Raw genomic sequence first — 24,275 nt, forward strand, 5'->3', positions numbered from 1 at the left:
CTCAGCCTTCCTGGTAGTACTGGGAGTATCGCGAGTAATAATATTCGCTGGAGCCATAGGCTCGGTAGAGCTTCATCCGTTCCTGGTCGACCTTGTTCAGCACGACACCAAGACACTTGTCGCGGACATAGGGATCGGAAGCGAGAACCTGACGAACGACCCGGCGTGCTGTCTTGCCCCATTCGGTGACGAAGATGAACCCGTCAATTCGGCCTGCAATGGCGCGGGCATCGACGACCGGGCCAAGAGGCGGCAGATCGATAATGATATAGTCTGCGGTATTGCTGATGTCTGCGAGTACCTGGCGCATGCGCGCGGACGATAGCAGTTCGGACGAATGCGGAATGCGGTGACGGACAACTGCAGGCAAGAACGCAAGTTTAGTCCGATCGTTTCGGAGGAAAAGCGACTGCGGATCCTTGTTGTCGATGAGCACTTCGAGAAGGCCGGATTCCGCATGTCTCCCGATCGCCCGCGTCGCGCCCGGGTTGCGCAAATCGCCGTCGATCAGGACGGTTCTGTTTCCTTGCCCCGCCAGCAACTCGGCAAAATTCACCGCAATCGTTGACTTGCCTTCTCCAGGCAATGACGAAACGACGCCGATGATCTTGCAACTCTTGCCGGTAAGCGCGAGGTCTGCAGCAATCTTGGCGCTTCGAAGCGTTTCCGCGAAGGCGGAGAGTGGGTGATCGATGACGTAATTCGAAACGGCATGGGTCTTTCGAACCTGGCCAATGCCACGACCGTCAGAGCTATCCGGAGCATCGACGGCCTTTGCCGGAGCCACTATTGGCGCGATGCCCAGAAATTCCAGATTGAGAACGTCGCGAACCTGTTCGCCGGTTCTAAAGAAACGGTCCCGGAACTCGCGAAACGCGCCAAGGCCACTCCCGACCGCGGCACCGATAATCACGAACAGCGCCAGCACCAATGGCTTGCGGGGATGGCTCGGACTGTCGGGTGCAGCTGCTCGCGTGATGATACGTGCTTCTGTGACCGGGAAGGACTGTTGCTGTATGGCTTCCTGATACCGCTGCAGGAAGGTCTGGTACATGTTCTTGTAGGTGTCAGCTTCCCGCTCGAGTTCTCTCAGCTGTACCTGGGTCTCGCTCGCGGTGGCGCTGATGCCTGTGGCCTGCGCGACCGAATCCGTCAGGCTCTTTTCCCGGGCCTTGGCAACGTTGAGATCGCTCTTGTAGCTTTCGGCGATACGATTGACCTCTTCGAACATCAGACGGTTGTATTCCGTCATTTCGCTGCGCAGCCTGATCGCTTGAATATGATTGACTCCGAGACGATCGGATATCTGCGCTTCCCGCTTGGAGGCATCAAGATATTTCTGGCGCAGTTCGTTGGAAATGGAACTGTCGAGAACATCCGTAACGATCGCGTCTCCTTGGCCCGAAGCGATGATCTGCGCGATCCGCTGCAGGCGCGCCTCAGCTTTCGCGGTATCGGACTGCGCGACGATCAATGCGCTGTTGAGTTCGGACAACTGCTGGTCAGCAACCAGAACCGAGCCGGCAGCAACGAGGCCGTTGGAACTGCGGAACTTCTGGACGGCAAGATCCGAGTCCAAAGCCTTCTGGCGCAGTTCGGCTATGCGATCCTGCAGCCAGCCGCTTGCGCGCCTGGTTGCCTCATATTTCGAATTAAGCTTGTCAACCAGATAGGCCTCTCCGATCGCGTTGGCGATCTTCGCAGCGAGAGAAGACGATGGAGAGGTGTAGCTGATGCTCAAAACATAAGTGCGACCAACGCGGCTGATCTCCATGTTCCAAAGGAGCGTGTTCGCAGCGGCGCGGCGTTTCGCCTCCACCTGATCGCTAGTTTCGGGTTCAACGACGAACCAAGAAGAGACATTTGCCAGCGACCGGAGCGTTCCGACCATCGTTCCAATGACAGACCCTCCGGCACTCGCAAACGCCGCATCATTCGTAAGGTCGAGCTTATCCACGACGGACATGGCAATCGTGTCCGATTTCAGGAGTTCAACTTGACTGAGAACGGAACCCTCGTCGTCGACCACGCCACCAATTGTCGAAAGCTGCTGAACGACTTCTCTATTGCCTTGGTCGATCAAGACGCTGACGTTGGACGTATAAAGAGGAACTGCCGTGAATATATACGCCAATCCTAGGACAATAGCGGCCGCCACTGCGGCCGCTACGATCATCCATTGTCGTCTGGCGATCGCTAAAACAGCATCGAAATCAATTCCTTGAACGGAGCGCTCTAGATCGACATCGTCGCCTTGCAGGCCACCAGAGAAACTCTTGTTATGAATCTGCAAGAAAAACCTCGCTGAATGAAATGCCAGACAGTAGCCGCCTCAGAACGACGCCGTGGTCGAACTGCCTTCGACGATCGTCGTCGAGCCGCCGTCTTCGCTCGCGTAATATCCGCTACCGCCGCCGGAAGAGAAGCTGGACGAGCCCGAGCCGGTCGACGCAGTCGTTCCAGCGCCACCATTGCTGCCGCCACCTGGCGTGCCGCCGCCGCCAATCGCGCCAGCGCCACCGGTTGCCGAGCCGCCACCGCTGAGGCCGCCGCCAAGAGACGCAGTCTGCGTTTCGCTGTTGGCCGCGAGAAACGCTGTCTCGAGGGCGCGATTGCCGCTGTCCGCGATAGCGTCCTGGATACGGGAGGCATATTCGGGATTGACGGTAGCGCAGGCCCTTGCGGCACGAGCAAGCCCCGCGCCGATCGCGGCAGCCTGACCGGCACTAGCCTTTGCAGCGATGGCAATCAGCGGGGACAGTGCGTCGGCGCTGGATCCGGCGAGCGAACGAGCCTGATTGGACAGTGGAAGTCCGCCAGACGAGAACTGCGACAACAGACTTTCTGGAGCTGCGAGAAACGCGCTGATCTCGGCATCAGACATCCGGGCCGGCGCGACGAAGCATCCCGCCGTTGGCAAAGCCGACTGTGCATGAGCCGAAGAAAGGTCAGCAATACCTGAAACTAGAGCAGTGGCAAGCGCGATACCTGCAATATTACTTATAAAAAACTTAGGCATGACTGTCTCCCGAAGATTACTAAACTAATCAATCCATCGCACAGAAGTAAAAAATCATCAATAGAGAGATTAAATCACTGTTAACTTGTGAATTTGAGGCCAAAACTCACGGGGCGAGTTCTCGAACAGCATCGCGGGTGGCGATGGCATCCGACGGAACACCAGCGACAGTCGAAGTCACAGAATTCAGGATGTTGAGGAACTTCAGCGTTTCGACAGAGTCGGAGTTGGACACATAGATCGTGTCCTTATCCTGCATCGGGAACTTCTGGACAGCGAAGAGAGCCGAAGGATCTCTCATATTGGCTCTGAAGATGACGGGAACCATTTCGCCGCTGAACCGACTGGTATCCACGCCCAGCTTAGACAGGAAGTCTTTCTTGACTGTACGGTAGAGCATGACCTGCGCCGGATTTGCACGCGAGTCCAGCAATCCGCCCGCCTTCCCCAGTGCTTCACCGAGGGTCAGCTTCGATTCCTCGAAGTCAAACCTGCCATTGAGACCCGAGGCGCCAAATGCAAGGTAGGTTCGACGTTCACGATCGACCAGAATGGTGTCGCCAGGTGCGACATAGATGTTTTCAGACGGCGTGGCGACCAGATAATCGTAAAGGACAGTCGCCGATTTTCCGCGTCTTTGCAGCGTAATGTAGGTTTCGATGCCGGGCGAGCTCAGGCCGCCGGCTTCGGAAACGACGTCAAGCACGCGCTCACCAGCTTCCGTCAACTCTATCTTCGCAGGCGAGCGTACGTCGCCCAGAACCGCGACCTGAGCAGATCGGCTGCTGACCTTCGTGATCAACACCTGCGGCTCAATCGCGCGGTTGGCGAGTGCATCCTCTACTTGTCGCTGGACGTCCTCCACCGGACGCCCGGCGGCCGGGATACGACCGGCGTAAGGGACGCTGATCGTACCCTCCCGATCGATTGTCTGGTTCGGTAGCGACACGTAGTTACCAGGACGACTCCCGGCGTCGTTGGGAATAAACAGGCCGCCGGACTGAGATTCAAAGACGGAGACCTGAACGACGTCACCAACGCCGAGCGGCAAGCTCGGGGCTCCGCCACGACCGCCGCCGAACCCCCCTTTAAGGGATGTCGCCTTAGTATCCTCTACATAAGCAAGCACAGATTTACTAATGTCGACCAGAGCATAGTCGATCCCGACGGCCTGTGCCTTTTTGGCTGATGTAACCTTTGCAGTTGCCTGCGCCTCCACCTGCCGAGAATCCGGTCCAGAGTTTGGCAGCGCCGTGCATCCCGACAGGAATGACGTCGCCACAAGAACAAAAGTCGATGCGGTTTTGATTTTCACGTGTGTCCCCTTAGAAGCCCCAAGCGAAACTTGCACACGAGATTATTTATTTCTAGTTTAGATTGGAACGTAACAAATGAATCTGGAACGAAACAAAGATTTGTTGCTGATAAATCACAGATTTAACTTATAATTATATATATTATTTGTGCCTAAGCTATAAAATAGTACAATATAATCTATCTTACTAATGTAGATGCTTTGGATAAACTGCATATCTCAAGCAGCAGGCAACTGTTTATCTCGCAGGCTGGCCGCCGACGGCAATTGCCCCGCCACACTTGTTTGGATCGTTCGATTTCGCCTGTTTTTCGACCCGACTTTTAGATCGGCAACGCAGACAACGACGATCGGCGCCAAAGTCGCAGCCACGAAAATGGCGAGGCCGGAGATCTGGATTGAGAAGTCGAAGGCGGAGTGAACGAGAAGCAGCAACACCACCGCGAAGCCGGATTCCGGGACATAACGAAGGCGACGCCTCGCTGCCATTCCTCTGACGAGGCACGATAAGACAAAGGCCAGTCCAAACGCGATAATGAATATGCCGGCGACGCCCAACGCGAAGACTGCTTCGAGATAGACATCGTGGGCACGATTCCAAACCGTATAGACGCCGCAGTCCGGATCGCGATACGCTGTAAAAGCGGTTTCGAAACTTGCCAGTCCGGTCCCGAACGGAAAATGATCGGATACCCCCGAGCCCAATCCCGGCATGATGCAAAAGCGGCCGTCGCTTGCGCCCTGCACTTCTGCTCGGAGCAAAGCTCTGCCAGAAAACGACAGGAAGCCTGCTGCGAATAGGCCGGTTAAAGCAATCGCTATCAGAAATGCGCCAACGCGAATGGATCTAAGGCCGGTACCTCGAAGCGCAGGGACAGGATGCTTGTTCTGCGAAGATCTGAACACGAACAACAGGGTCATCAACAGAAGCGCGGCAAAACTCGCCGCAACCCCGGCCCGGGACTTCGTCAGCACAAGAGCCGTGACCGATACCATAAACAGTATCGCAAAGCTTAGTGCTCCTCGAATTGCCTTTCGTTGATCGAATGGAAGACCCCTGCCTTGATCCAGCGACGTGAGAATTCGCCGGACCCCAACACACCGCAGGTGAGACGAAAGGATTCCATAGTTCAGGATGGCGACAATCCCGAAATAGGTTGCGGCGGTGTTCCGATTGACAAAGAAGCCGGTTAGGCTGTCGAGGTAAGCCGTCTTTGCGATGAAGAGGAGTGTCTTGGGTGCGATCAGGAATTGGGCGATGGAGAGAAGAGCGACAACGGCTCCTGCTATCGCCAGGCCTTTGAGGGTGGCGATAGCTCGTTCGTCGCTGTCGCACAAGATAATCCCGAGCAGAAAGACCTCAACCGGCACGAGGAAACGAAGCAAAGATGCCCAGTCATCCGCAGGCGTCAAGGATATCACCGGGGAAGCATCGAGCTGAAACTTGGCCAGGTCTCTCCACGACGGTTGACTAAAGATTGCTTCAGGCAGCGGAGTAGTCTGGAACATTACCCATGCGAAGGCGACCAGAGCCAATACGATAGCCGCTTTCACTGCCGGCTCCCCTGCCTTGGGGATCCCTCGGACGAAGACGGCGATACAAAGCAGGAGAGCACTTGCCAATCCGTAGATAGCGACAGTGGAAATCTGCACGGCGCCAAAATTCAAAAGCGCTAAGGCGAGTGCTGACCAGTGCAAAACGACGATCGATTGATAGCTTAAATCCCTCTGCGACGAAATTTTCTGACGATCTTGCATGAGTGCTCCCAGCTCTAACCTCGCGATACTCGATAGCACTGATACGCATACGATACATCCCTCGAACTATACTTTAGAAATTGAGCAAAATTGCATGGACAGCGGAGATCGGCGCCTCATTGCGGTTAACTATATGTGAATATATACTCTGGCTTTTAACAAGCAGGCGTCTATAGCTACCTCCCATATTTTTATGGTATTGGCTCCCGCAACCATTGACCCATCCAATCGAAACAGACGCATCATGAAATTTGGAACAAGCGGCCTTCGCGGTCTTGTCGTTGACCTCGAGGGGAGAGCCTCGGCGCTCTATGCGACGGCGTTTGCGCGCCATCTTCTTGAGGCCGGGCTTGCGAAACCGGGTGATCCGGTCTTGGTTGGTCGTGACTTTCGCGCTTCGAGCCCCGGTATATCGGCAACATGTATCGGCGCCCTGCAGCGAGCAGGACTCTGCGCGATCGACTGCGGTGCCGTTCCCACACCCGCGCTTGCACTATACGGTATGAAGCTCTCGGCTGCCTGCCTGATGATCACAGGATCGCATATCCCGGATGATCGCAACGGCATCAAATTCTACCGTGCCGATGGTGAGATCGACAAACAGGACGAGATCCGAATCACGGCGATCGCCGGCTCTATGGTTGGCGAAGAGATCGACGACACGGCGGGCGAAGCTGCAGATCAGCGGGCGGAGGCCGAAGCGCTTTTCGTGGAACGCAATGCCATGCTGCTTGCTCCGAACGCATTGGCCGGATTGACTATCGGCGTTTATCAGCATTCGACGGTCGCACGCGATCTCTTCGTCCAGATCCTAGAAAAGCTGGGGGCGCGTGTCGTACCGCTTGGACGCTCTGAGCGTTTTATTCCGGTCGATACGGAAGCCGTTTCCGCCGAAACGATTGATTTCCTTCGCAGCTGGGCCCCGCAGCACCGTCTTGACGCGATCGTGTCAGCGGACGGGGACGGCGACCGTCCGCTTGTCTCTGACGAAAAAGGGCAACCACTCAGAGGCGACCTGTTGGGCCTGATCACGGCGAACTTTCTTCATGCCAAGGTCGTCGCCACGCCGGTCACGTCCAACTCTCAGATAGAAGCCGCCGGCGACTACAGAGTTTTGAGAACGAAAGTCGGCTCTCCCTTCGTGATCGCGGCAATGCAGTCGGCCGCGGACGCCGGTGATACGGAGATCGTTGGGTTTGAGGCAAATGGCGGAACACTGACCGGCTCCGATTTCACAGTCGCTGGCGGCACATTGAAGGCGTTGCCGACCCGAGACAGCTTTCTTCCGGCAATCGCGACGCTTTCGCTTCTCGCGAAAGCCAAGCAACCGCTATCGCGTGTCGTTGCCGATCATCCGCTTGCGTTTGCAGCGGCAGACCGCTTGGAAAACTTCCCGGTGGAAACGAGTGCGGCATTGATGGCCCATCTGCGGGCATCCGACGAAAACCTCGCGGCTTTCCTTGCACCGATCGGCTCGGTCGTTTCGAAAAGCGACATCGACGGGCTTCGCGCGACACTCGAAGACGGGCGTATCATCCATCTTCGCCCTTCCGGAAATGCTCCGGAAATGCGCTGCTACGTCGAAGCCCAAGACGAACAGGAAGCCTCGAAATTGTTGGCTCAAGGTCTCGATCTCATTCGGCGCTGGGCGGCAGAACGCAACTCATGAAAAATCGAAAAAGCAAAAGCGTCAGTGGAGACGAGACTATGGTTGGCAAGATCATTCCCGTAATCATGGCAGGCGGCAAGGGCACGCGGCTGTGGCCGTTGTCACGGTCTTCTGCACCCAAGCAGTTTATACAGTTCGTCGGCGACCAGACGCTGTTCCAGTCCACGCTTGCGCGTGTTGCCGACGAGACGCTCTATGAGCCTGCAATCGTCATCACCAACGAAGATTTCCGCTTCCTTGCCGCCGAACAGGCACGCGAGCTTGGCCTGCCACTTACGGCGATCATGCTGGAGCCGTCCGCACGCAACACGGCACCGGCCGTTGCCGCAGCCGCTGCCTTCGTCGCCGAGAAGTTCGGCGATGATGCGATCTTGCAGGTGCTGGCCTCCGATCACGAAATCGAAGCGGGCAAGGCCTATTTCGATGCCATTCAGACCGCACGCAAGACGGCAGCAAGCGGCAAGCTCGTCACCTTCGGCATTACACCGACCGAGCCTTCGACCGGCTATGGCTATATCGAGATCGGTGACCAGCTCTCAAGCGGTGCGAACACAGTAAAGCGCTTCGTCGAAAAGCCTGCCCTGCCCGAAGCCGAAAAGATGTTGGCGTCTGGCGGCTTTGTCTGGAACTCCGGCATCTTCATGTTCAAGGCCGGCACGGTTCTGTCAGAACTCAACCGCTTTGCGCCAGCCGTTGCGGAAGCGGCAAGCGCTGCCGTTGCAAAGGCATCCGGTGACCTGGATTTCCTGCGCCTCGACGAGGCCGCGTTTTCGGCCAGCCCGAATATTTCGGTCGACTATGCGATCATGGAAAAGACGGCAAATGCGGCCGTCGTGCCGGCGTCCTTCACATGGTCCGACATGGGCAGCTGGGATGCAATCTGGAAGCTGGGCGAGCAGGATACCGATGGCAATGTCGCGCTCGGCAACGCGACGCTGATCAACACGAAGAACTCGCTCGTCCTCTCGCGCCATGGTCACATGGCGGTACAGGGTCTGGATGGAATTGCCGTTATCGCCAGCGAGGATGCCGTCTATGTCGGCCGCCTCGACGACAGTCAGAACGTCGGCAACATCGTCAAGCAACTCGCCGCCGCCAAGGCGACTTCCGCTCTCACGGAGACACATCCAACCTCTTATCGCCCGTGGGGTGGTTATACTTCAATACTCAACGGCGATCGTTTCCAGGTAAAACGGCTGTTCGTAACGCCCGGCAAGAAGCTTTCCCTTCAGAAGCATCACCACCGCTCCGAACACTGGATCTGCGTCAAGGGCACGGCCGAGGTGACGATTGGCGACACCGTACAGACGGTTCGCGAGAACGAGAGCGTCTACATTCCACAAGGTGAAGTCCATCGCCTGGCCAACCCCGGCAAGATTATGCTTGAAATGATCGAAATTCAGACGGGATCTTATCTCGGCGAAGACGACATCATCCGTATCGTCGACGAGTTCGGGCGCGGCTGATCACAACTATGCAGACCGCCTGAACGAAGTGAATGGCGTGCCGTGGCATAACGGCACTATCCTTTCCGGCGGCTTTTCGAATATGAGAAGGCTACTCATGTTCTCACATCTGGCCTGCATCGCTGCAGGCCAGATGTGACATCGTCTGCAGGTCAGCATGCTTCGCCGCTTCTTCTCCTATTATCAGCCCTATAAAGGCCTATTCCTCCTCGACTTCGGCTGCGCCATCGTGTCCGGCCTCCTCGAGCTTGGATTTCCCATGGCGGTGAAGCTGTTTGTGGACAGGCTTCTGCTGAGCCAGGAATGGCTGCTGATCATCCTCGCGTCCGCTGGCCTTCTCGTCATCTATGTCCTCAACACAGGGTTGATGGCCGTGGTCACTTATTGGGGCCATATGCTCGGCATCAATATCGAGACAGACATGCGGCGGGCGGCGTTCAACCACCTGCAGAAGCTGTCGTTCGGCTATTTCGACAATCAGAAAACCGGACATATCGTCGGGCGCCTGACCAAGGACCTGGAGGAAATCGGCGAAGTCGCGCATCACGGTCCTGAAGACCTGTTCATTGCGCTGATGACCTTTATCGGCGCTCTTCTGCTGATGTTTTCGGTCAATTGGCAGATGGCGGTCATCACTGCGACCATCGTTCCTGTGACCGCCTGGGCAACAAGCCATTTCGGCGGCCGCATGACCGAGAATTTCCATCGGCTTTTCAGCAGGATCGGCGAGTTTAACGCACGCATCGAGGAAAATGTCGGTGGTATGCGTGTCGTACAGGCTTTCGCGAACGAGGGTCACGAGCGCGCACTGTTCGAAAAGGACAATCAAAGCTATCGCCGTGTAAAGTTGGAAGCCTACAAGCTGATGGCCGCCACCAGCTCCATGAGTTACCTCAGCATGCGTCTGACCCAGATGGTGGTGATGGTGACCGGCGCCTATTTCGTGCTGGCGGGCGAACTGACGGCGGGTGGGTTTATCGGTTTCCTGCTTCTCGTCGGCATCTTCTTTCGGCCGGTGGAAAAGATCAATTCGGTGATCGAGACCTATCCGAAGGGGATCGCCGGCTTCCGGCGGTTTACCGAACTGATCGACACGGAGCCGGATATTGCCGATGCACCGGATGCGGTCGCCGTTGATCACCTGAAAGGCGAGATCGCGTACCGGTCCGTGACCTTCGGATACACCGCGGCAAAGACTGTCTTCGAAGAGATCAACCTCGATATCCGCGCTGGCGAGACGATTGCGTTCGTCGGCCCCTCTGGCGCCGGCAAGACGACCATATGCTCGCTTCTGCCGCGGTTTTACGAAGTCGTGTCGGGCAGCATCACGATCGACGGGATCGACATCCGCCAGATGACGAAGGAATCCCTTCGCCAGCAGATCGGCATCGTGCAGCAGGATGTGTTCCTGTTCGGTGGCACGCTGCGGGAGAATATCGCCTATGGAAGACTGGGTGCATCAGAAGCCGACATTGTCGAAGCCGCGCACCGCGCACGTCTGGAGGACATGCTGGCAAACCTGCCGGACGGTCTCGATACCGTCATCGGTGAGCGTGGTGTGAAATTGTCCGGCGGCCAGAAGCAGCGGGTCGCGATTGCCCGTATGTTCCTCAAAAACCCACCGATCCTGATCCTCGACGAAGCGACCTCCGCGCTTGATACGGAAACCGAGCGTGCGATCCAGCGTTCGCTTGCCGAACTTTCGCAGGGGCGGACGACGCTGATCATCGCGCATCGCCTTGCAACGATCCAGGGCGCCGATCGCATCGTCGTCATTGATGAGTCTGGTATTGCCGAACAGGGTACGCATCAGGACCTGATCGAACGCCGGGGCGCGTATAACCGGCTGCATTCCGGCCAGGTCGGCATGGTCTGATCGGTGATTACGATCGAGCCGCTCGAGATCGCCCGACTTCAGCCGACACCGACATAGCGGGATAGAAGAGACGGATCGGCCCTCAGCGCCTCTACCGGCATAACTGCCTGCGCCTTGCCGTTCTCGACGAAACAGACGCGGTCGGCAATCGACAATACAGCTTCAACCCGCTGTTCGACCAGCAGGATTGCTTTCCCCTGGTTGCGCAGCGTCACCACGACATCGCGGATCGTCGCGATCATTGAGGGCATCAGCCCCTCGGTCGGTTCGTCGAGCAGGATGACCTTGGGATCGAGACATAAGGCGCGCGCGGTCGCCAGCATCTGCTGCTCGCCGCCGGACAGCGTTCCCGAGACTTGGCCGAGCCGCTCCTGCAGCCGCGGAAACAGCGAAAGCGTTTCGTCGAGCACGCGCGGCGGACTGCGCCGCGTCATCATGCCGATTTCGAGATTTTCCCGCACGGTCAGCTCGGAGAACAACCGGCGGCCCTGCGGCACATAGCCGATGCCGAGGCGTGGTCGCTCATGCGCCGGCAGCGCCGAAATCTCGGTGCCATCGAGCCGGATGCTTCCGGCACCGGTTTTTGCGAGCCCCATGATGGCACGCAGGGTCGTCGTCTTGCCCGCACCATTGCGGCCGAGCAGGCAGAGAACCTCGCCCGTTTGCAGCGTCAGCGACATACCCTGCAGCGTCTTGCTGCTGCCGTGGTAGACATCGAGATTGGAGACTTCGAGCATATCAACCTGTTCCCAGGTAGGCGGCCTGCACGGCTGCGTTTGCACGGATCTCGTCGGGCGCCCCCTCGGCGAGGATTTGACCGTGGTTGAGAACCGTGATCGTGTCGGCGAGCTGCATGACGACGGGCATGTTGTGCTCGATCAGAAGCACCGTTGCAGACGTGGCGATTTCCTTCACCAGCCGACAGAAACCTTCGATCTCGCTATCCGACAATCCTTGCGTCGGCTCATCCAGGATCAGGAGTTTCGGCTCCAGCGCCAGGCCCATCCCGACCTCAAGAAGCCGCTGATGCCCATAGGCCATGGTCCCGGCCTTTTCTCCCATTCGATCCGCAAGGCCAACGCGCTGCAAGGCTTCACGCGCCTTGTCGGCAATATCAGATCGTGTCGAGCCGGGGTGACGCCTCAGCGCGCTTTGTGCAGACAGCGCCACGTTGTCGAACACGGTCAGCGTCGGATAGATGCTGGTGATCTGGAATGTATAGGCGATGCCGTCGCGCACGCGCTGATGCGCCGGCCGGTCGGTGATATCCTTGCCCAGGAACTCGATCGATCCGGCACTCGGCGCGATACGGCCGGCGAGCAGCGAGACAAAAGTCGTCTTTCCGGCACCGTTCGGGCCGATCAGCGCACGGATCTCGCCTTCCCTGATGGTAAAATCGACATTGTCGACGGCTTTCAGCCCTCCAAAATGGCGGCTGAGACCTTTGGTCGAAAGCAGGCTCACGGAAGCCATGGCAGCCACCTTTCGCGGATCGTCCCGAGAATGCCTTTCGGAAAGAAGAGGACCAGAACCACCAGCGCCACGCCGGTCACCAGCAGATAGGCCTGCGTGTATTTGCTGGTGATGTCGATCATGTAGAACATCAGGATCGAGCCGAGCAGCGGACCAAGGATCGTGCCGGCACCGCCGAGCAAGGTGAAAAGCAGCGCCTCGATCGAATACTGGATGGTGGCAAAGGTTGCGCCGACATAGGCGAACATCAGCCCGTAGGCGGCACCGGCCATGGCGGATATCGTCCCCGACAGGACGAGTGCACCGAGTTTCAGCCGGAATGTATCAAAGCCCAGCATCAGCGTGCGCGTCTCGTTTTCGCGGATCGCGATCAACACCCTGCCGATTGGTCCACGGACGACGACGAAAATGACGAGCAGTGTCAGAGCCAACAGTCCGAGCGCCAGGTTGTAGCGCTGGACGGCATTCGTCAGGTCGACGTGGAGACCGAGGAGATCGAAACTGCGGGCGGCGGTCGGCATCGTGAGGCCTTCTTCGCCGCGGGTATAGTCGGTGAAGTAGGTGATCGTGAGATAGGCAACCTGGCCGAACATCATCGTGACAATCATGAAGGCGACGCCGGTCGTTCGCAGCGCGATCACGCCGATGACGAGCGACAGGGCTGCTCCACAGACAATTCCGATGAGAAACGCGAGTGGCACGCCGAGATCGGTGTAATAGGCCGTCATGCCGGCGCCGTAGAGACCGGCGGCAAAGAACATCGCATGTCCGAGGCTCAGCAGGCCCGTATAGCCGAACAGCATGTTGTAGCCCATGGCATAGATCGCCAACAGCATGACGCGGGTCAGGGCGAGGTGGTGATAATCGGGCAGCACGAACTGGACAAGAAAGAGAGCTGCCAGCACGCCCACGTGAAGCGCGATGACGCGGATGGTGTTTTCGCTTCTCATCGCGCCTTTGCCCCGAACAGACCTTCCGGCTTGAACACCAGCACAAGGGTGACAAGCAGGGTCGAGATGATCTTCGCTAGCGTCGGTGAGAAGAACACCGAAATGATGCCGTCGCTCAATCCGATCAGAAGGGCTGCGATGACGGTGCCGCGCAGACTGCCGAGGCCGCCAAGGATGACGACGATGAAGGAGAGAAGCAGCGGATCGAGCCCCATCAGGTAATGAGCCTGACGGATGGGCACGATCAGCACCGCAGCGATCGCCGCCAGCATGGCGCCGGCGGCAAAGACGAAGGCATAGACGCGTTCGATCGGTATGCCGAAGGCCTGCGCCATCTCGCGGTCGAACTGCGTGGCGCGCATGATGAGGCCGAGCCGTGTACGGCTGAGCACGAACCAGACCGCCAGCAGCAACACGATCGCCGCTGCAATGACGAAGAGGTTGTAACCGGAATAGCCGAACCACGGCAGCTGGATACGGTAATAGAATGGAGCCGACACCGGACGCGCATCCGGACCATAGGTCAAAAGGACCGTCTGCTGGATGATATAGAGCATGCCGATCGTGGCGACGATGGTCGATTCCGGATCGTAGTTCAGGCGCTTCAGGATCAGCCGCTCGCTGGCGAACGCGATCGCCCCGACAATCAGCGGGCTGATGACGAGCGCCGCGAAGAAGCCGACGGCTGGATGCAGCGAAAACATCGATGCCACCCACCACGCAACGACCGCACCGAGCATGTAGAATTCGCCATGGGCGACATTAACGACGCGCATGACGCCGAACACCAGAGACAGGCCAAGCGCCGTCAATGTGAGGACCGCGGCCTGGAGCAGTCCTTCCAGTGTCGCCAACAGCAGAAACGGACCGAACGCCAAACCCTAGCTCCTATGCACGGACACGACTGTCCCCTCGCCTGATTTGCTGCGGTTAGACAGGAAAAACGACGCGGGGTGAAGAGCGAAGGGACCGATCAACCGATCCCTTCCGAAAGCAGGGGTCAGAGGGACATCTTCGTGTAGTCCGCCGTCACCTCGTACATCCCGTCTTCGATCGAGGTCCGGTGCACGACATCCATGCGGCCGCCTTCGACCTTGGAGATGTTCTGGTGGCCATAGACCTGATGGTTCTTGCCGTTGAAGATCTTGTTGCCCTGCGGATGGTCTCGGCCTTCCTCGAAGGTCTCGATCGCTTCGAGCGCTTCGATGAACTTGGCCTTGTCCTGCGGACCGTTGTATCCCGATGTCTGCATCGCCTGCTTGATGGTGAACAGCGTTTCCCACACACCGTACATGTGGGAGTAGGTGGCGATGTCCTTCGGATCGACGGTGCTTGCACCGTTTTCATTGACGCCCACGGCCGTGCGATAAAACTTGTCCCATTCGCTCTGGTCCTTCTGGGCATAACGGGGCATGCCCTCCCAGAAGTAGGTACCATTGAGGAAGCTCAGTTGCGGCGTGGAGAGATCGACGGCCTCGACGCTATCGATGAAGCCGAAGATCTGGGGTCGCTGCGAGCCGTAGAACTGACCGAGCTCGGTGACGAAGGTGAGAACCGCCGGACCGACCATGATGTGGTAGAGCACGTCGGTATCTGCGGGAATACGCGGCAGGTAGCGCGTGAACGATGTTTCCGTCGGGGGAACGGCGATCATCTCCACGACCTCACCACCCTGCGCCTTGATGGCGGGCGGAAGATTATCGCGGTGGTCATAGCCGAAAGCGTAGTCAGGGAAGATCATCGTGACCTTCTTGCCGAGGTTTTGCGTAATCCAGGGTGCCACTGATGTGACCTGGCTGCGGACGTCGGTGATGCCGGGCTGGAAGCAATAGCGGTTGAGGCTGCCCGAGGATACGTGGGTGCCTTCCGATACCACGAGATAGGGCATTTTCAATTCGCCCGCCCGCGGCGCGGCGGCGACGACGACGTGTGAAAACAGCGTCCCGAACACAGCATCGACCTTATGCTGGGTCGCGAATTTCTCAACGACTTCGGCGCCTCGTTTCGGATCCGTGCCATCGTCTTCAACGATCAGTTCCACGGGACGACCGTTGATGCCGCCCTCATCGTTGATGATCTTGACGGCAGCGCGTGCGACGCGCTCGTACCAGCGACCATAGGATGCGCCGATACCGGTGCGGTGGCATTCAAAGCCGAGCTTGATCGGGGCGGAGGTCTGGGCGTGCGAGTATCGGACGAAGCCCGGCGAGACGGAAGAAAGAATGCCCGCACCCGTTGCCGCGCCCATTCCAAGAAGGGTCGTCCGGCGGGTCACCGACGCTTTCGGTGCTGAAGTCTTGTCGGTCATTCGAAATTTTCCTCTCAACGGTACTGACGCCCATCATGCTGATGCGATAGTCGATGGTCTACCAGGTGCCACCGACAATAAGAGCCCTACCATGTCCTATAGCAAAGAATTCCGCTGATCAGGAGACCTGACAGGAGCGGCACGAGGCCCAGTCTGAGCGAAGATGTCGTGGTATGGAATACGCTTCTCCATCCCGGCATGATGTTTCAGCCGATCACGCCACCAGACGCAGGATGAACCCGTTGCCGTCATTTCCCCGAAAACACCGGTTGCCGGCCTGTCCATCGGCGACGGCAGCTCTCTTGTGGACGCTCATGCCCTGCACGGCCAGCGCGCACGGGACGGAACGCGGGCTGGTGATGCTGCTGCCGACCGAATATTACCTGACAGGCGGCGCGATCGTCGTCGCAGTTACCTTCGTCGCATTGCTGCTGGTTCCGTCGCGCTGGTTCACACATGCTGGCAGTGCCTCCATCACGCTCGATCGCCGGCCGGTGCCGCCGATCGTGATGGTCAGCACTCTGAGCTTCGTGCTTCTGCTGGTACTGATCGCCGCCGGCCGCTATTCGACAGGCGATCCGCTCGAAAATCCGCTGCCGCTTGTCGTCTGGACGCTGTTCTGGGTCGGCCTGACCTTGGTGCAGGCCTTGGTTGGAAACCTGTGGCCATGGCTCAATCCCTGGACGGGTCCTCTTCGCCTCCTGCGGCGAGCGACGGGCGGCAGGCTTGGCGAAGCTCCCCTGTTGAAGCTGCCGGAGGCCGTCGGTTACATCCCCGCGATCCTCCTGTTTCTGATGTTTACCTGGTACGAGCTGGTTTCGCTCGCCCCGGAGGACCCTCCCCGTCTCGCCATCGCCGTCTCGGTCTACTGGATTCTCAATTTCATCGCCATGCTGGTTTTCGGAGAGCGAGATTGGACAGAGCGGGGCGAACCCTTCTCGGTGTATTTCCGCATGATCGGCATGATCGCGCCCTTTGAAATCACGCCGCCGAAATCCGGAATATGGGCGAGTGTCCGGTTCCGCTGGCCGGGGCAAGACTGCGTCGCGGCGGAGCCGCCGCCGATCAGCGCGGCCGTATTCCTGCTGCTGACGCTCGGAACGGCGTCCTTCGATGGCTTTGCAGAGACCTTTACCTGGCTCTGGATGATCGGGGTGAACCCGCTGGAATTTCCCGGCCGCAGCGCTGTGACCCTGCCGAATACGTTCGGCTTGATCGCCGCTCCGGCGGTGCTCGCAGTGATCTATTTTACGGCTGTCATATCAGGAGCCCGGCTTGCCGGAGAGGCACGATTAGTCGCTGATCGAGGGCTGATCACGCATTTGGTCTATTCGATCATTCCGATAGCGGTTGCCTTCCATGCAGCCCACTATCTCAGCCTGCTTCTGATCAACGGGCAATATCTCTACTCTGCGATCTCGGATCCCTTTGCGCTTGGCTGGGATCTGTTCGGCACCGCCGATCGCCACGTCACGGCATCGATGCTGATCGACATCAACAGTGTCGAAAAGCTCTGGATCGCACAGACCGCGATCATCGTGGCCGGGCACTGCATCGGCATTCTGATCGCCCACATGATTGCGCTCAAGCACTTCGTGAAACCGGCAAGCGCCACCATCAGTGAGGCTTTTCTGGCCCTTGCGATGATAGGCTATACCGTCTTCGGCCTCTGGCTTCTTTCCACCCCGACAGCGGGATGATCGGGGTGGCAACCAATCAGCGGAGGAGAAGCATATCCCAGTGCCCGACTTCGCAGGCCGAACGCGATGCCATCTCGAGACGCATCCGTCGCCAGTCTTCCAGAACGCTTTCGTCCAACCGGTCTGTTTCAGCCGCAGCGTTTGCCAAGCCTGAAATGAACTGCCGCTGCAATTCGGCTTGATCGCCGCCGAGGCGCCAGGGGCTCTGACCGGTGAGAACCTTGAAGCCCGCCTGCTCTGCCAACCGGGACAAGACCGGTTCCGCCGTTGGACCAAGCGCCGGTCCAAAGCCCTTGTCGCGGCGTTGGTGGGCGTTGAACGCTTCGACAACCAAGCCATCCGCTTCGTGCGCGATTTCCCAGCTGCAGACGCCATCGTAGTTGAGCGCCGTATAGAGACCGATGTCACGCTTCGCGAGGAGATGCAGAAGACGCTCCAGAAATTCGGCTGAGACGAGGTCGAAAAGCGCCGACGCTGTCACCAGACTCGCATCCGTGAAGGGCTCAGGCGCCAAACGGCTAAGGTCGGCCTGCAGGCATTGCACCTGGTCGGGCATACCGAGCCTGTTTGCCGCTTCTTCGAGCAGTTGCGGATCGTTGTCGACAAGCCGCCAGTGCCAGGACGAGCTCTTGGGCGCAAGTGCGCGGACAGTGGAGCCGGTTCCGCAGCCGAGATCGACGACCGTCGCGCCGTTCCCGTCTGCGGTCACACTTTCGATGGCAGACCGCCGGAGGTCGGGTTCACGCGCAGCATTGTCCGCGGGCTCGCGCAGATCGAGCCAGACTGTGTCGAAGCCACTCATCGCATCTCCTCCAGAAAATCGGAAAGGACCTTTGCCGTTGCCGGCCAATCGGGCAGCTGCTGGCCAACGGCAAGCGCGCCCGCAGAATAAGCTTGTCGCGTCTCCGGCTGGTCGATCAGCAGCGCCAGAGCTTCGGCGAGCCCGGCGATGTCGCCCGGTTCCACGAGGATCCCGGCCTCGTCAGTCACCAGATCCGGTATCGCCCCGCCGCGACAGCCGACGATCGGCAGGCCGCGCACCATGGCTTCCGCAAAGGCCATGCCGTAGCCTTCGTAGCGGCTGGCGAGAGCAAAGATATCCGCCCGATCATACTCGACTGCCACATCATCAAGCGCGCCCGTCAACGTGACGCGATCACTGAGCCCGCACGCCTCGATCTGTCGTCGCAGATCGGCAGCGCATTGACGATCCATGTCATCGCTGCCTGCTATCCGGCACTGCCATGGGCGATCGGAGATGCGCTCGAGCGCTGAAATCAACGCCGCATGATCCTTGCGCTGCGTCAGCGATCCGACCGACAGGATTATCACCCCGTCCCCGGCCGTGCTGCCCGATGCAGGCTTTGCCTGCTCCGTTCCAGGCACGGCGACACGCACGAGATCCGGCGCCACGCGGAATTGCGATACCAGAGTTCGCGCCGTGCTGGGGCTTGTGACGACGACACCTTTAGCTGCACCTAGCGCTGTCATCTCGCTTTTTCGCAACCGCTCGGCAACCCCGGCCGGAATGCCGCTTTCGAGTGCCAACGGATGATGGACGAGCGCAATCATGCGGAGGCGGGTCGCCTCCTCCATGGCAATTGCCGGCATTGCCCCAAATGCAAGGCCATCGATCAGAACGAGACTATCGTCGGCGAGGGCTGCGAGTTTTTCAGCTGTTTCGGCAAGCTCGCTTTCGCTCGGTTCCGGAAAGCCGCCGGGAAGCTGCAGGTGCTCGACTGTCCAGCCGATTGCCCTAAGCTCCTCGATCATCCGCCGGTCATAGCCATACCCGCCGCTGCGGGTGTCGATATCGCCGGGGATGGCGAATACCAGCCGTCGCTCCCTTGATGCGGCGTTCAAATCGCAGCCTCGTACCAGGCTCGGGCCACATGGCTTTCATGCAGGGTTACCTTGAGGCGGCGGATGCGCACGCCACCCGGACCAAGATCGCCGGCAGCGATACCGGCTTTCAGCTGATCGAAGACGTGCTTGGCGAGCACCTCCGTCGTGGTGACCTTGCCGCGAAAGATTTCGAGTTCGTCGAGGTTCTGGTAGTTGAGCGGCGCAACGATTGCTTTCAGCACCGTCGTTGCAAGGCCGATATCGACGCCGAGCCCGTTTTCGTCGAGATCTTCGGTCATGAAGGCGGCATCGACAATAAAGGTCGCGCCATGCATCGCCTGGGCCGGGCCGAATACCTCCCGTGGCAAGCTATGGGCAATCATCATGTGGTCGCGAACTTCAACTGCAAACATGCGGGGAATGTCCTTTCAGACTAACGGTATCGGATACGGTGGCAAAGGGTGCCGGGATCGGCGAGAATTTGGCAATAGTCTTGGGCAAGATCGGGAAAGTCCGTCTCGCCGGAGAAGAGTTTGTCGAGGCGGTCATCCGCAAGCAATGCAAGTGCCGCGGCCAGACGTCGCGAAAACGGCCACCTTGCGCGCCTTTGAACCGGTACGTTGCCGACCTGCGAAGCGACGATCGACAGGCGTTGACTGTGGAAACGACCGCCCAGCGGAATCTTCACGCTGCCTTCGCCATACCACGACATCTCGACGATCCGCGCCTCGAAGCCGGCGAGCGCAATGGATGTGGCAAGACCTGCGGCCGTGGCCGACGTGTGGATCACCACATCGCATCCGCCGTCACCGTCGTTCGCCTGTTCGGGTGATGCAAACCGGCATCCGAAATCGTCGGCAAGACCACGGCGATCGCCATTGACGTCCACGACGGTGACTTCGGTGCCCGGGATCCTTGCGGCGAGATAGGCAATCAGAAGCCCGACGAGCCCTGCACCGACGACCGCGACCTTGTCTCCGGGAAGAATGCCGGCATCCCAAACGCCGTTGAGGGCCGTCTCCATATTGGCTGCAAGGACGGCGCGCGAGGCGGGCACGCCTGCTGGAACCGGCACGACCATCTCAGCGGGGGCGTGGAAGGCATCCTGATGCGGATAGAGGCAGAATACTGTCCGGCCGACAAGCGCTTCCGGGCCGTCCTTTGCGGTTCCGACCACCGCGTAGCCGTACTTGATCGGAAACGGGAATTCTCCATCCTGCAACGGCGCCCGCATGCTGTCGTATTCGCTTTTGGGGACCGAACCGGCTGCCACCAGCGATTCGGTACCGCGGCTGATGGCGCCGAACAGGCTTTCCACCAGGACATCGCCGTGCCCGAGCGGACCAAGCGGCGTCTCCCGCAATTCAGGCTGGTTTTCTCGCACCAGCCACAAGGCTTGCGCTATCGTCATGCCTGGCCATCGCGTGCCGGCTTGGGAAACTTGCCTTCGACTCTGACGGACGGACGACGCCAGAGACGGGCTTCATGCGGAACGAGGCGGGTGAGGACCCGCGGAAGACAGCCTTCCTCGGGAATTGCGAACAGTCCGAGACGGGTCGTCCAGTAACCGAACCGCTGCGAGGCCGTGAAGACCGTGAACGGGATCGCCAGACAGAGACCGGCGACCACAGGCAGAGCCCAGAAGATCGCGTACCCACCGATCAGGCCAGTGATGATCGTAGCGAGGACAACGCCGATCAATGTCTGGAGGCCCATCGCCTTGACGGCGGTGCCGAGCGTAACGCCGAGCCGGTCGCGGTTCTGACCGCTCCAGGTGACCGAACGTCCGAACAGAAGACCGATCAGGAACACCGAGACATAGACGGCAACGATGGGCGCCATGATCATCGAGGCCAGGAGTTCGATCACCGCCGACAGACCGAAGCGCAATGGTCCGCCATAGGAGCGGATCGCGCCGGGGGTAAGCAGCACATCGACGACGCCGGCGATCTTGGGGGTGACCGACAGAAGAAAGATGGTGATGAACGACCAGAAGCCGAGTTCGATATAGGTCGCATCAAAGCCGCCGGTCACACCCTTCCATGCGGCGGCAAACGTCGCGACGATCCAGGCCGGCGGTGCCACATACATCAGGACGGCCTGAAAAAGCTGAAACCTGCTGAGCGGCTTGAGGCCCGGCTCAAAAAGGAAACGCCAATACTGCATGTTGCCTTGGCACCATCGCAGATCTCGCTTGGCAAACTCCAGCAATGTCGGTGGGTTGGCTTCGAAGCTCTGTGTCTCGATCGGCAGCACACGAACTTCGTAGCCGCCCCGACGCATATAGGTCGCTTCCAGCTGGTCGTGGCTCAGCACATGGCCGCCCAATGGCGGCGATCCCGGGAGAACGGGCAGATTGCAGTGGGCCTCAAATGCCGCGGCGCGGATCAGTGCGTTGTGCCCCCAGTAAGGCCCGCAATCAGCGCTCCACCATGCGGAGCCGAGCGTGAAAGACCGCATTCCGTGACGCATACCGAACTGGAACATCCGGGCAAAGCCGCTTTCGGCGGGCACTCCGACGACGAGGGTTTGAAGAATGCCGAGCTCCGGTCGTGCCTCCATGGCGGCGACCAGCCGTATCATCACGTCGCCGGACATGACGCTGTCGGAATCCAGCGGCAGGAAAAAGTCGTAGCGGCTTCCGTGTTCCTTCAGGAAGTCCTGAATATTGCCCGCCTTGTAACCGGCATTGTCAGCACGACGACGATAGACCGGCCGGTTACCGCCATCCGCCACGACATGAGCGGCAACGAGATCGAAGCCCGCTTCTTCCAACTGGATGATGTCGGGCTCGGACGTGTCGCTGAGGACGAAGAACCGAAAGTGGCGTTGAAGGCCGGTCGCCTGAAGGCTCTTCTGCATCGCCTCTATCCGGGCAAAGACGGGTCGCGGATCTTCGTTGCGCAGGAATATCGTCAGCGCTGTCCGCGACGACAAAGCGATCGGCTGGCTTCCCTGACCCTGAGGATAGAAGGGGTAGATGCTTTTGGAGGGGTCGCCGGGGCCATGCTGGAGGACGATCCCGATCACGGCGTTCCAGAACCCAAGCACCGTCCACGGCGTTGCCAGCATGAACCCGATCAGCATGACGGCTTCCGCACCATCAATGCCATCTGGGGAAAGAAGTCGGTAGACGACATACCCAAGCCCCGCGATCGTTGCGAGGTTGAGCGCCAGAACAATACGACGGCGCCACCGGACTGGAAGTCCGGAATATTGGAAGTCGGGACTTCGTTCGGGATCCGACTGCCAGCCCGTTGCACTTTGGTCGGCAGCCATCGCGTTGAGAACGCCTTCTTTTAAATTGCCCATGCGCAACACTTAGGCTGAACCTCCGTCCTAGCAAGCGCCGAGCGATTTCAAATGAAGTTTACCGACGCCGTTGCCCCGCTCCATATCCGCGCCAGTGCGCAAACAGCCGCAGGTTTTATCGAGATCCTTTTGGATCGTCCGTCACCGCTCGAGGTAGGACGATCCTTCATCCGTCGCCTGGTCAGCTTGCATCGACTTCATTGAGGCGCACCGGAACGACACCGTGCGTCGGCGTTCTTTGCCCGCGTATATTGTATAGATGATCCCCAGAATTGACAGGGTTGCAGTACTGGACACAAAGAAAAACACTCAGTAGAAAGCTCAAGCGACGTTGTCAGACATCGGACAACAGATTGACGGGTGGAGGCCTGATCGATCGGCCGCTTGGAGGATCATAATGACTATACATGGCGGGCTGACGCCCGAACTGATTTTGCCGCAGGATTCCGAGACCGCCACTCTGGTTGGTCGTGTCTGGTCGAAGGCTGCGGACGGCCCCTGCCCTGTCCTTTACCGGAATGGCAGGCTTCTGGATCTTTCGTCGCTCGCTGCGACGCTGTCAGCACTGCTTGAGATCGACGGCCTGGTGGAGCGCCTGACGGCCGCTACCGATTGGACGGATCTCGGCTCTCTCAATGACTTCCTAGACGGCACTGCCGGAACGCTGCTGGCGCCTGTTGACCTGCAGGCGATCAAAGCCGCAGGCGTAACTTTCGCAGACAGCATGCTGGAACGGGTCATCGAGGAACAGGCCAAGGGCGATCCGCTTCGGGCCCAGGAGATCCGTGGTCGCTTGGCGCCGGTACTGGGCGACAGCCTCAAGGGGCTTGTGGCCGGCTCGGAAAAGGCAGCAAGCGTGAAGGCGCTGTTGCAGGATATGGGGCTCTGGTCGCAGTATCTCGAAGTCGGGATCGGTCCGGATGCGGAAATCTTCACCAAGGCTCAACCCATGTCGGCCGTCGGCTGCGGGTCGCTGGTCGGCATTCACCCGAAGTCGGATTGGAACAATCCCGAACCGGAAGTGGTGCTTGCTGTCACATCCACGGGTGCGATTGTCGGTGCGACGCTTGGCAATGACGTCAATCTTCGCGATTTCGAAGGACGGTCCGCCCTCCTTCTCAGCAAGGCAAAAGACAACAACGCATCCTGTTCTCTCGGTCCCTTCATCCGACTGTTCGACGGCGAATTTTCGCTCGAAGACGTCAAGAAGTCGGAGATCTCGCTTGTAGTCGAGGGCCCTGAAGGTTTCGAGATGACGGGCGTCAGCCCGATGCAGGCAATTAGCCGCACGCCGGAAGATCTCGTCTCGCAGCTTCTCAACCGCAACCATCAATACCCTGATGGCGCCGTATTGTTTCTCGGCACCATGTTTGCGCCGGTCAAGGATCGGCGCGGCAAGGGTCTGGGCTTTACCCACGAGATCGGCGACCGCGTCGAGATATCGTCGCCAAGGCTCGGGCGCCTGGTGAATTGGGTGGAAAATAGTGAAGCCTGCCCGCCTTGGGACTTCGGGCTGACGGCTTTGATGAAGAACCTCGCGAAGCGCAAGCTCTTGTAGCCGCCGCGGTTGATGGGAGGAGGAAC

19 protein-coding genes are annotated in these 24,275 nt (G+C 59.0%); 5 read left to right on the plus strand and 14 right to left on the minus strand.

Annotation, left to right across the window (positions count from 1 at the left end; all coding sequences use genetic code 11):
* Position 1: 1 nt before the first annotated feature.
* The 4 genes from ASF70_RS00845 to ASF70_RS00860 all read right to left on the minus strand — a co-directional run bounded on the left by ASF70_RS00845 (position 2) and on the right by ASF70_RS00860 (position 6,092).
* Positions 2-2,260, minus strand: coding sequence for a polysaccharide biosynthesis tyrosine autokinase (locus ASF70_RS00845; RefSeq protein WP_062576847.1), 2,259 nt, complete (start codon positions 2,258-2,260; stop codon positions 2-4).
* A gap of 72 nt (positions 2,261-2,332) precedes the next feature.
* Complete coding sequence (locus ASF70_RS00850) at positions 2,333-2,884, minus strand: hypothetical protein (protein ID WP_062576614.1); 552 nt, start codon at positions 2,882-2,884, stop codon at positions 2,333-2,335.
* Between the two features lie 241 nt (positions 2,885-3,125).
* Positions 3,126-4,334, minus strand: a complete 1,209-nt coding sequence (locus ASF70_RS00855; RefSeq protein WP_156461710.1) for a polysaccharide biosynthesis/export family protein — start codon at positions 4,332-4,334, stop codon at positions 3,126-3,128.
* A 219-nt stretch (positions 4,335-4,553) separates the two neighbouring features.
* Positions 4,554-6,092, minus strand: coding sequence for an O-antigen ligase family protein (locus ASF70_RS00860; RefSeq protein ID WP_062576616.1), 1,539 nt, complete (start codon positions 6,090-6,092; stop codon positions 4,554-4,556).
* Between the two features lie 244 nt (positions 6,093-6,336).
* Here ASF70_RS00860 and ASF70_RS00865 point away from each other — a divergent pair, with 244 nt between their 5' ends.
* The 3 genes from ASF70_RS00865 (at position 6,337) to ASF70_RS00875 (ending at position 11,103) form a co-directional block, all read left to right on the plus strand.
* On the plus strand, positions 6,337-7,761 hold the full coding sequence (locus ASF70_RS00865) for a phosphomannomutase (protein WP_062576619.1): 1,425 nt from the start codon (positions 6,337-6,339) through the stop codon (positions 7,759-7,761).
* A gap of 38 nt (positions 7,762-7,799) precedes the next feature.
* Entirely contained in the window at positions 7,800-9,227 is a 1,428-nt protein-coding gene (locus tag ASF70_RS00870; protein ID WP_062576621.1) for a mannose-1-phosphate guanylyltransferase/mannose-6-phosphate isomerase, read from the plus strand.
* A 157-nt stretch (positions 9,228-9,384) separates the two neighbouring features.
* Entirely contained in the window at positions 9,385-11,103 is a 1,719-nt protein-coding gene (locus ASF70_RS00875) for an ABC transporter ATP-binding protein (protein WP_062576623.1), read from the plus strand.
* Positions 11,104-11,141: 38 nt separating this feature from the next.
* Here the strand turns inward: ASF70_RS00875 and ASF70_RS00880 are convergent, their stop codons facing one another.
* The 5 genes from ASF70_RS00880 to ASF70_RS00900 all read right to left on the minus strand — a co-directional run bounded on the left by ASF70_RS00880 (position 11,142) and on the right by ASF70_RS00900 (position 15,834).
* Positions 11,142-11,840, minus strand: coding sequence for an ABC transporter ATP-binding protein (locus tag ASF70_RS00880; RefSeq protein WP_062576626.1), 699 nt, complete (start codon positions 11,838-11,840; stop codon positions 11,142-11,144).
* Position 11,841: 1 nt separating this feature from the next.
* Positions 11,842-12,576: an ABC transporter ATP-binding protein gene (locus ASF70_RS00885; RefSeq protein ID WP_062576627.1), complete on the minus strand. Its 735-nt coding sequence runs from the start codon at positions 12,574-12,576 to the stop codon at positions 11,842-11,844.
* Positions 12,564-13,526 (minus strand): branched-chain amino acid ABC transporter permease, encoded by a 963-nt coding sequence (locus tag ASF70_RS00890; protein ID WP_062576629.1) that lies wholly within the window; start codon positions 13,524-13,526, stop codon positions 12,564-12,566. Before ASF70_RS00890 ends, ASF70_RS00885 begins: the two co-directional genes overlap by 13 nt.
* A complete protein-coding gene (locus ASF70_RS00895) occupies positions 13,523-14,404 on the minus strand; it encodes a branched-chain amino acid ABC transporter permease (RefSeq protein WP_062458623.1) in 882 nt (293 codons plus the stop codon). Before ASF70_RS00895 ends, ASF70_RS00890 begins: the two co-directional genes overlap by 4 nt.
* A gap of 122 nt (positions 14,405-14,526) precedes the next feature.
* Positions 14,527-15,834, minus strand: a complete 1,308-nt coding sequence (locus tag ASF70_RS00900) for an ABC transporter substrate-binding protein (protein WP_062576633.1) — start codon at positions 15,832-15,834, stop codon at positions 14,527-14,529.
* Between the two features lie 314 nt (positions 15,835-16,148).
* Between ASF70_RS00900 and ASF70_RS00905 the strand changes: the two genes are divergently transcribed.
* Positions 16,149-17,534: a hypothetical protein gene (locus ASF70_RS00905; RefSeq protein ID WP_156461711.1), complete on the plus strand. Its 1,386-nt coding sequence runs from the start codon at positions 16,149-16,151 to the stop codon at positions 17,532-17,534.
* 16 nt (positions 17,535-17,550) lie between these two features.
* Here the strand turns inward: ASF70_RS00905 and ASF70_RS00910 are convergent, their stop codons facing one another.
* From ASF70_RS00910 to mdoH, 5 genes are read right to left on the minus strand one after another with little or no spacing between them, the layout of a single operon-like run.
* On the minus strand, positions 17,551-18,336 hold the full coding sequence (locus ASF70_RS00910; RefSeq protein WP_062576637.1) for a class I SAM-dependent methyltransferase: 786 nt from the start codon (positions 18,334-18,336) through the stop codon (positions 17,551-17,553).
* Positions 18,333-19,397: a glycosyltransferase family 4 protein gene (locus tag ASF70_RS00915; RefSeq protein ID WP_062576639.1), complete on the minus strand. Its 1,065-nt coding sequence runs from the start codon at positions 19,395-19,397 to the stop codon at positions 18,333-18,335. Before ASF70_RS00915 ends, ASF70_RS00910 begins: the two co-directional genes overlap by 4 nt.
* A complete protein-coding gene (locus ASF70_RS00920; protein ID WP_062458601.1) occupies positions 19,394-19,792 on the minus strand; it encodes a 6-carboxytetrahydropterin synthase in 399 nt (132 codons plus the stop codon). Before ASF70_RS00920 ends, ASF70_RS00915 begins: the two co-directional genes overlap by 4 nt.
* Before the next feature lie 20 nt (positions 19,793-19,812).
* Entirely contained in the window at positions 19,813-20,790 is a 978-nt protein-coding gene (locus ASF70_RS00925; protein ID WP_062576641.1) for a zinc-binding alcohol dehydrogenase, read from the minus strand.
* Positions 20,787-22,691, minus strand: a complete 1,905-nt coding sequence (mdoH, locus tag ASF70_RS00930) for a glucans biosynthesis glucosyltransferase MdoH (protein ID WP_062576643.1) — start codon at positions 22,689-22,691, stop codon at positions 20,787-20,789. Before mdoH ends, ASF70_RS00925 begins: the two co-directional genes overlap by 4 nt.
* 397 nt (positions 22,692-23,088) lie before the next feature.
* Here mdoH and ASF70_RS00935 point away from each other — a divergent pair, with 397 nt between their 5' ends.
* Complete coding sequence (locus ASF70_RS00935; RefSeq protein ID WP_062576644.1) at positions 23,089-24,249, plus strand: fumarylacetoacetate hydrolase family protein; 1,161 nt, start codon at positions 23,089-23,091, stop codon at positions 24,247-24,249.
* Positions 24,250-24,275: the final 26 nt, after the last annotated feature.

It is taken from the genome of Rhizobium sp. Leaf321, from assembly GCF_001423215.1.
GTDB lineage: Bacteria > Pseudomonadota > Alphaproteobacteria > Rhizobiales > Rhizobiaceae > Neorhizobium > Neorhizobium soli.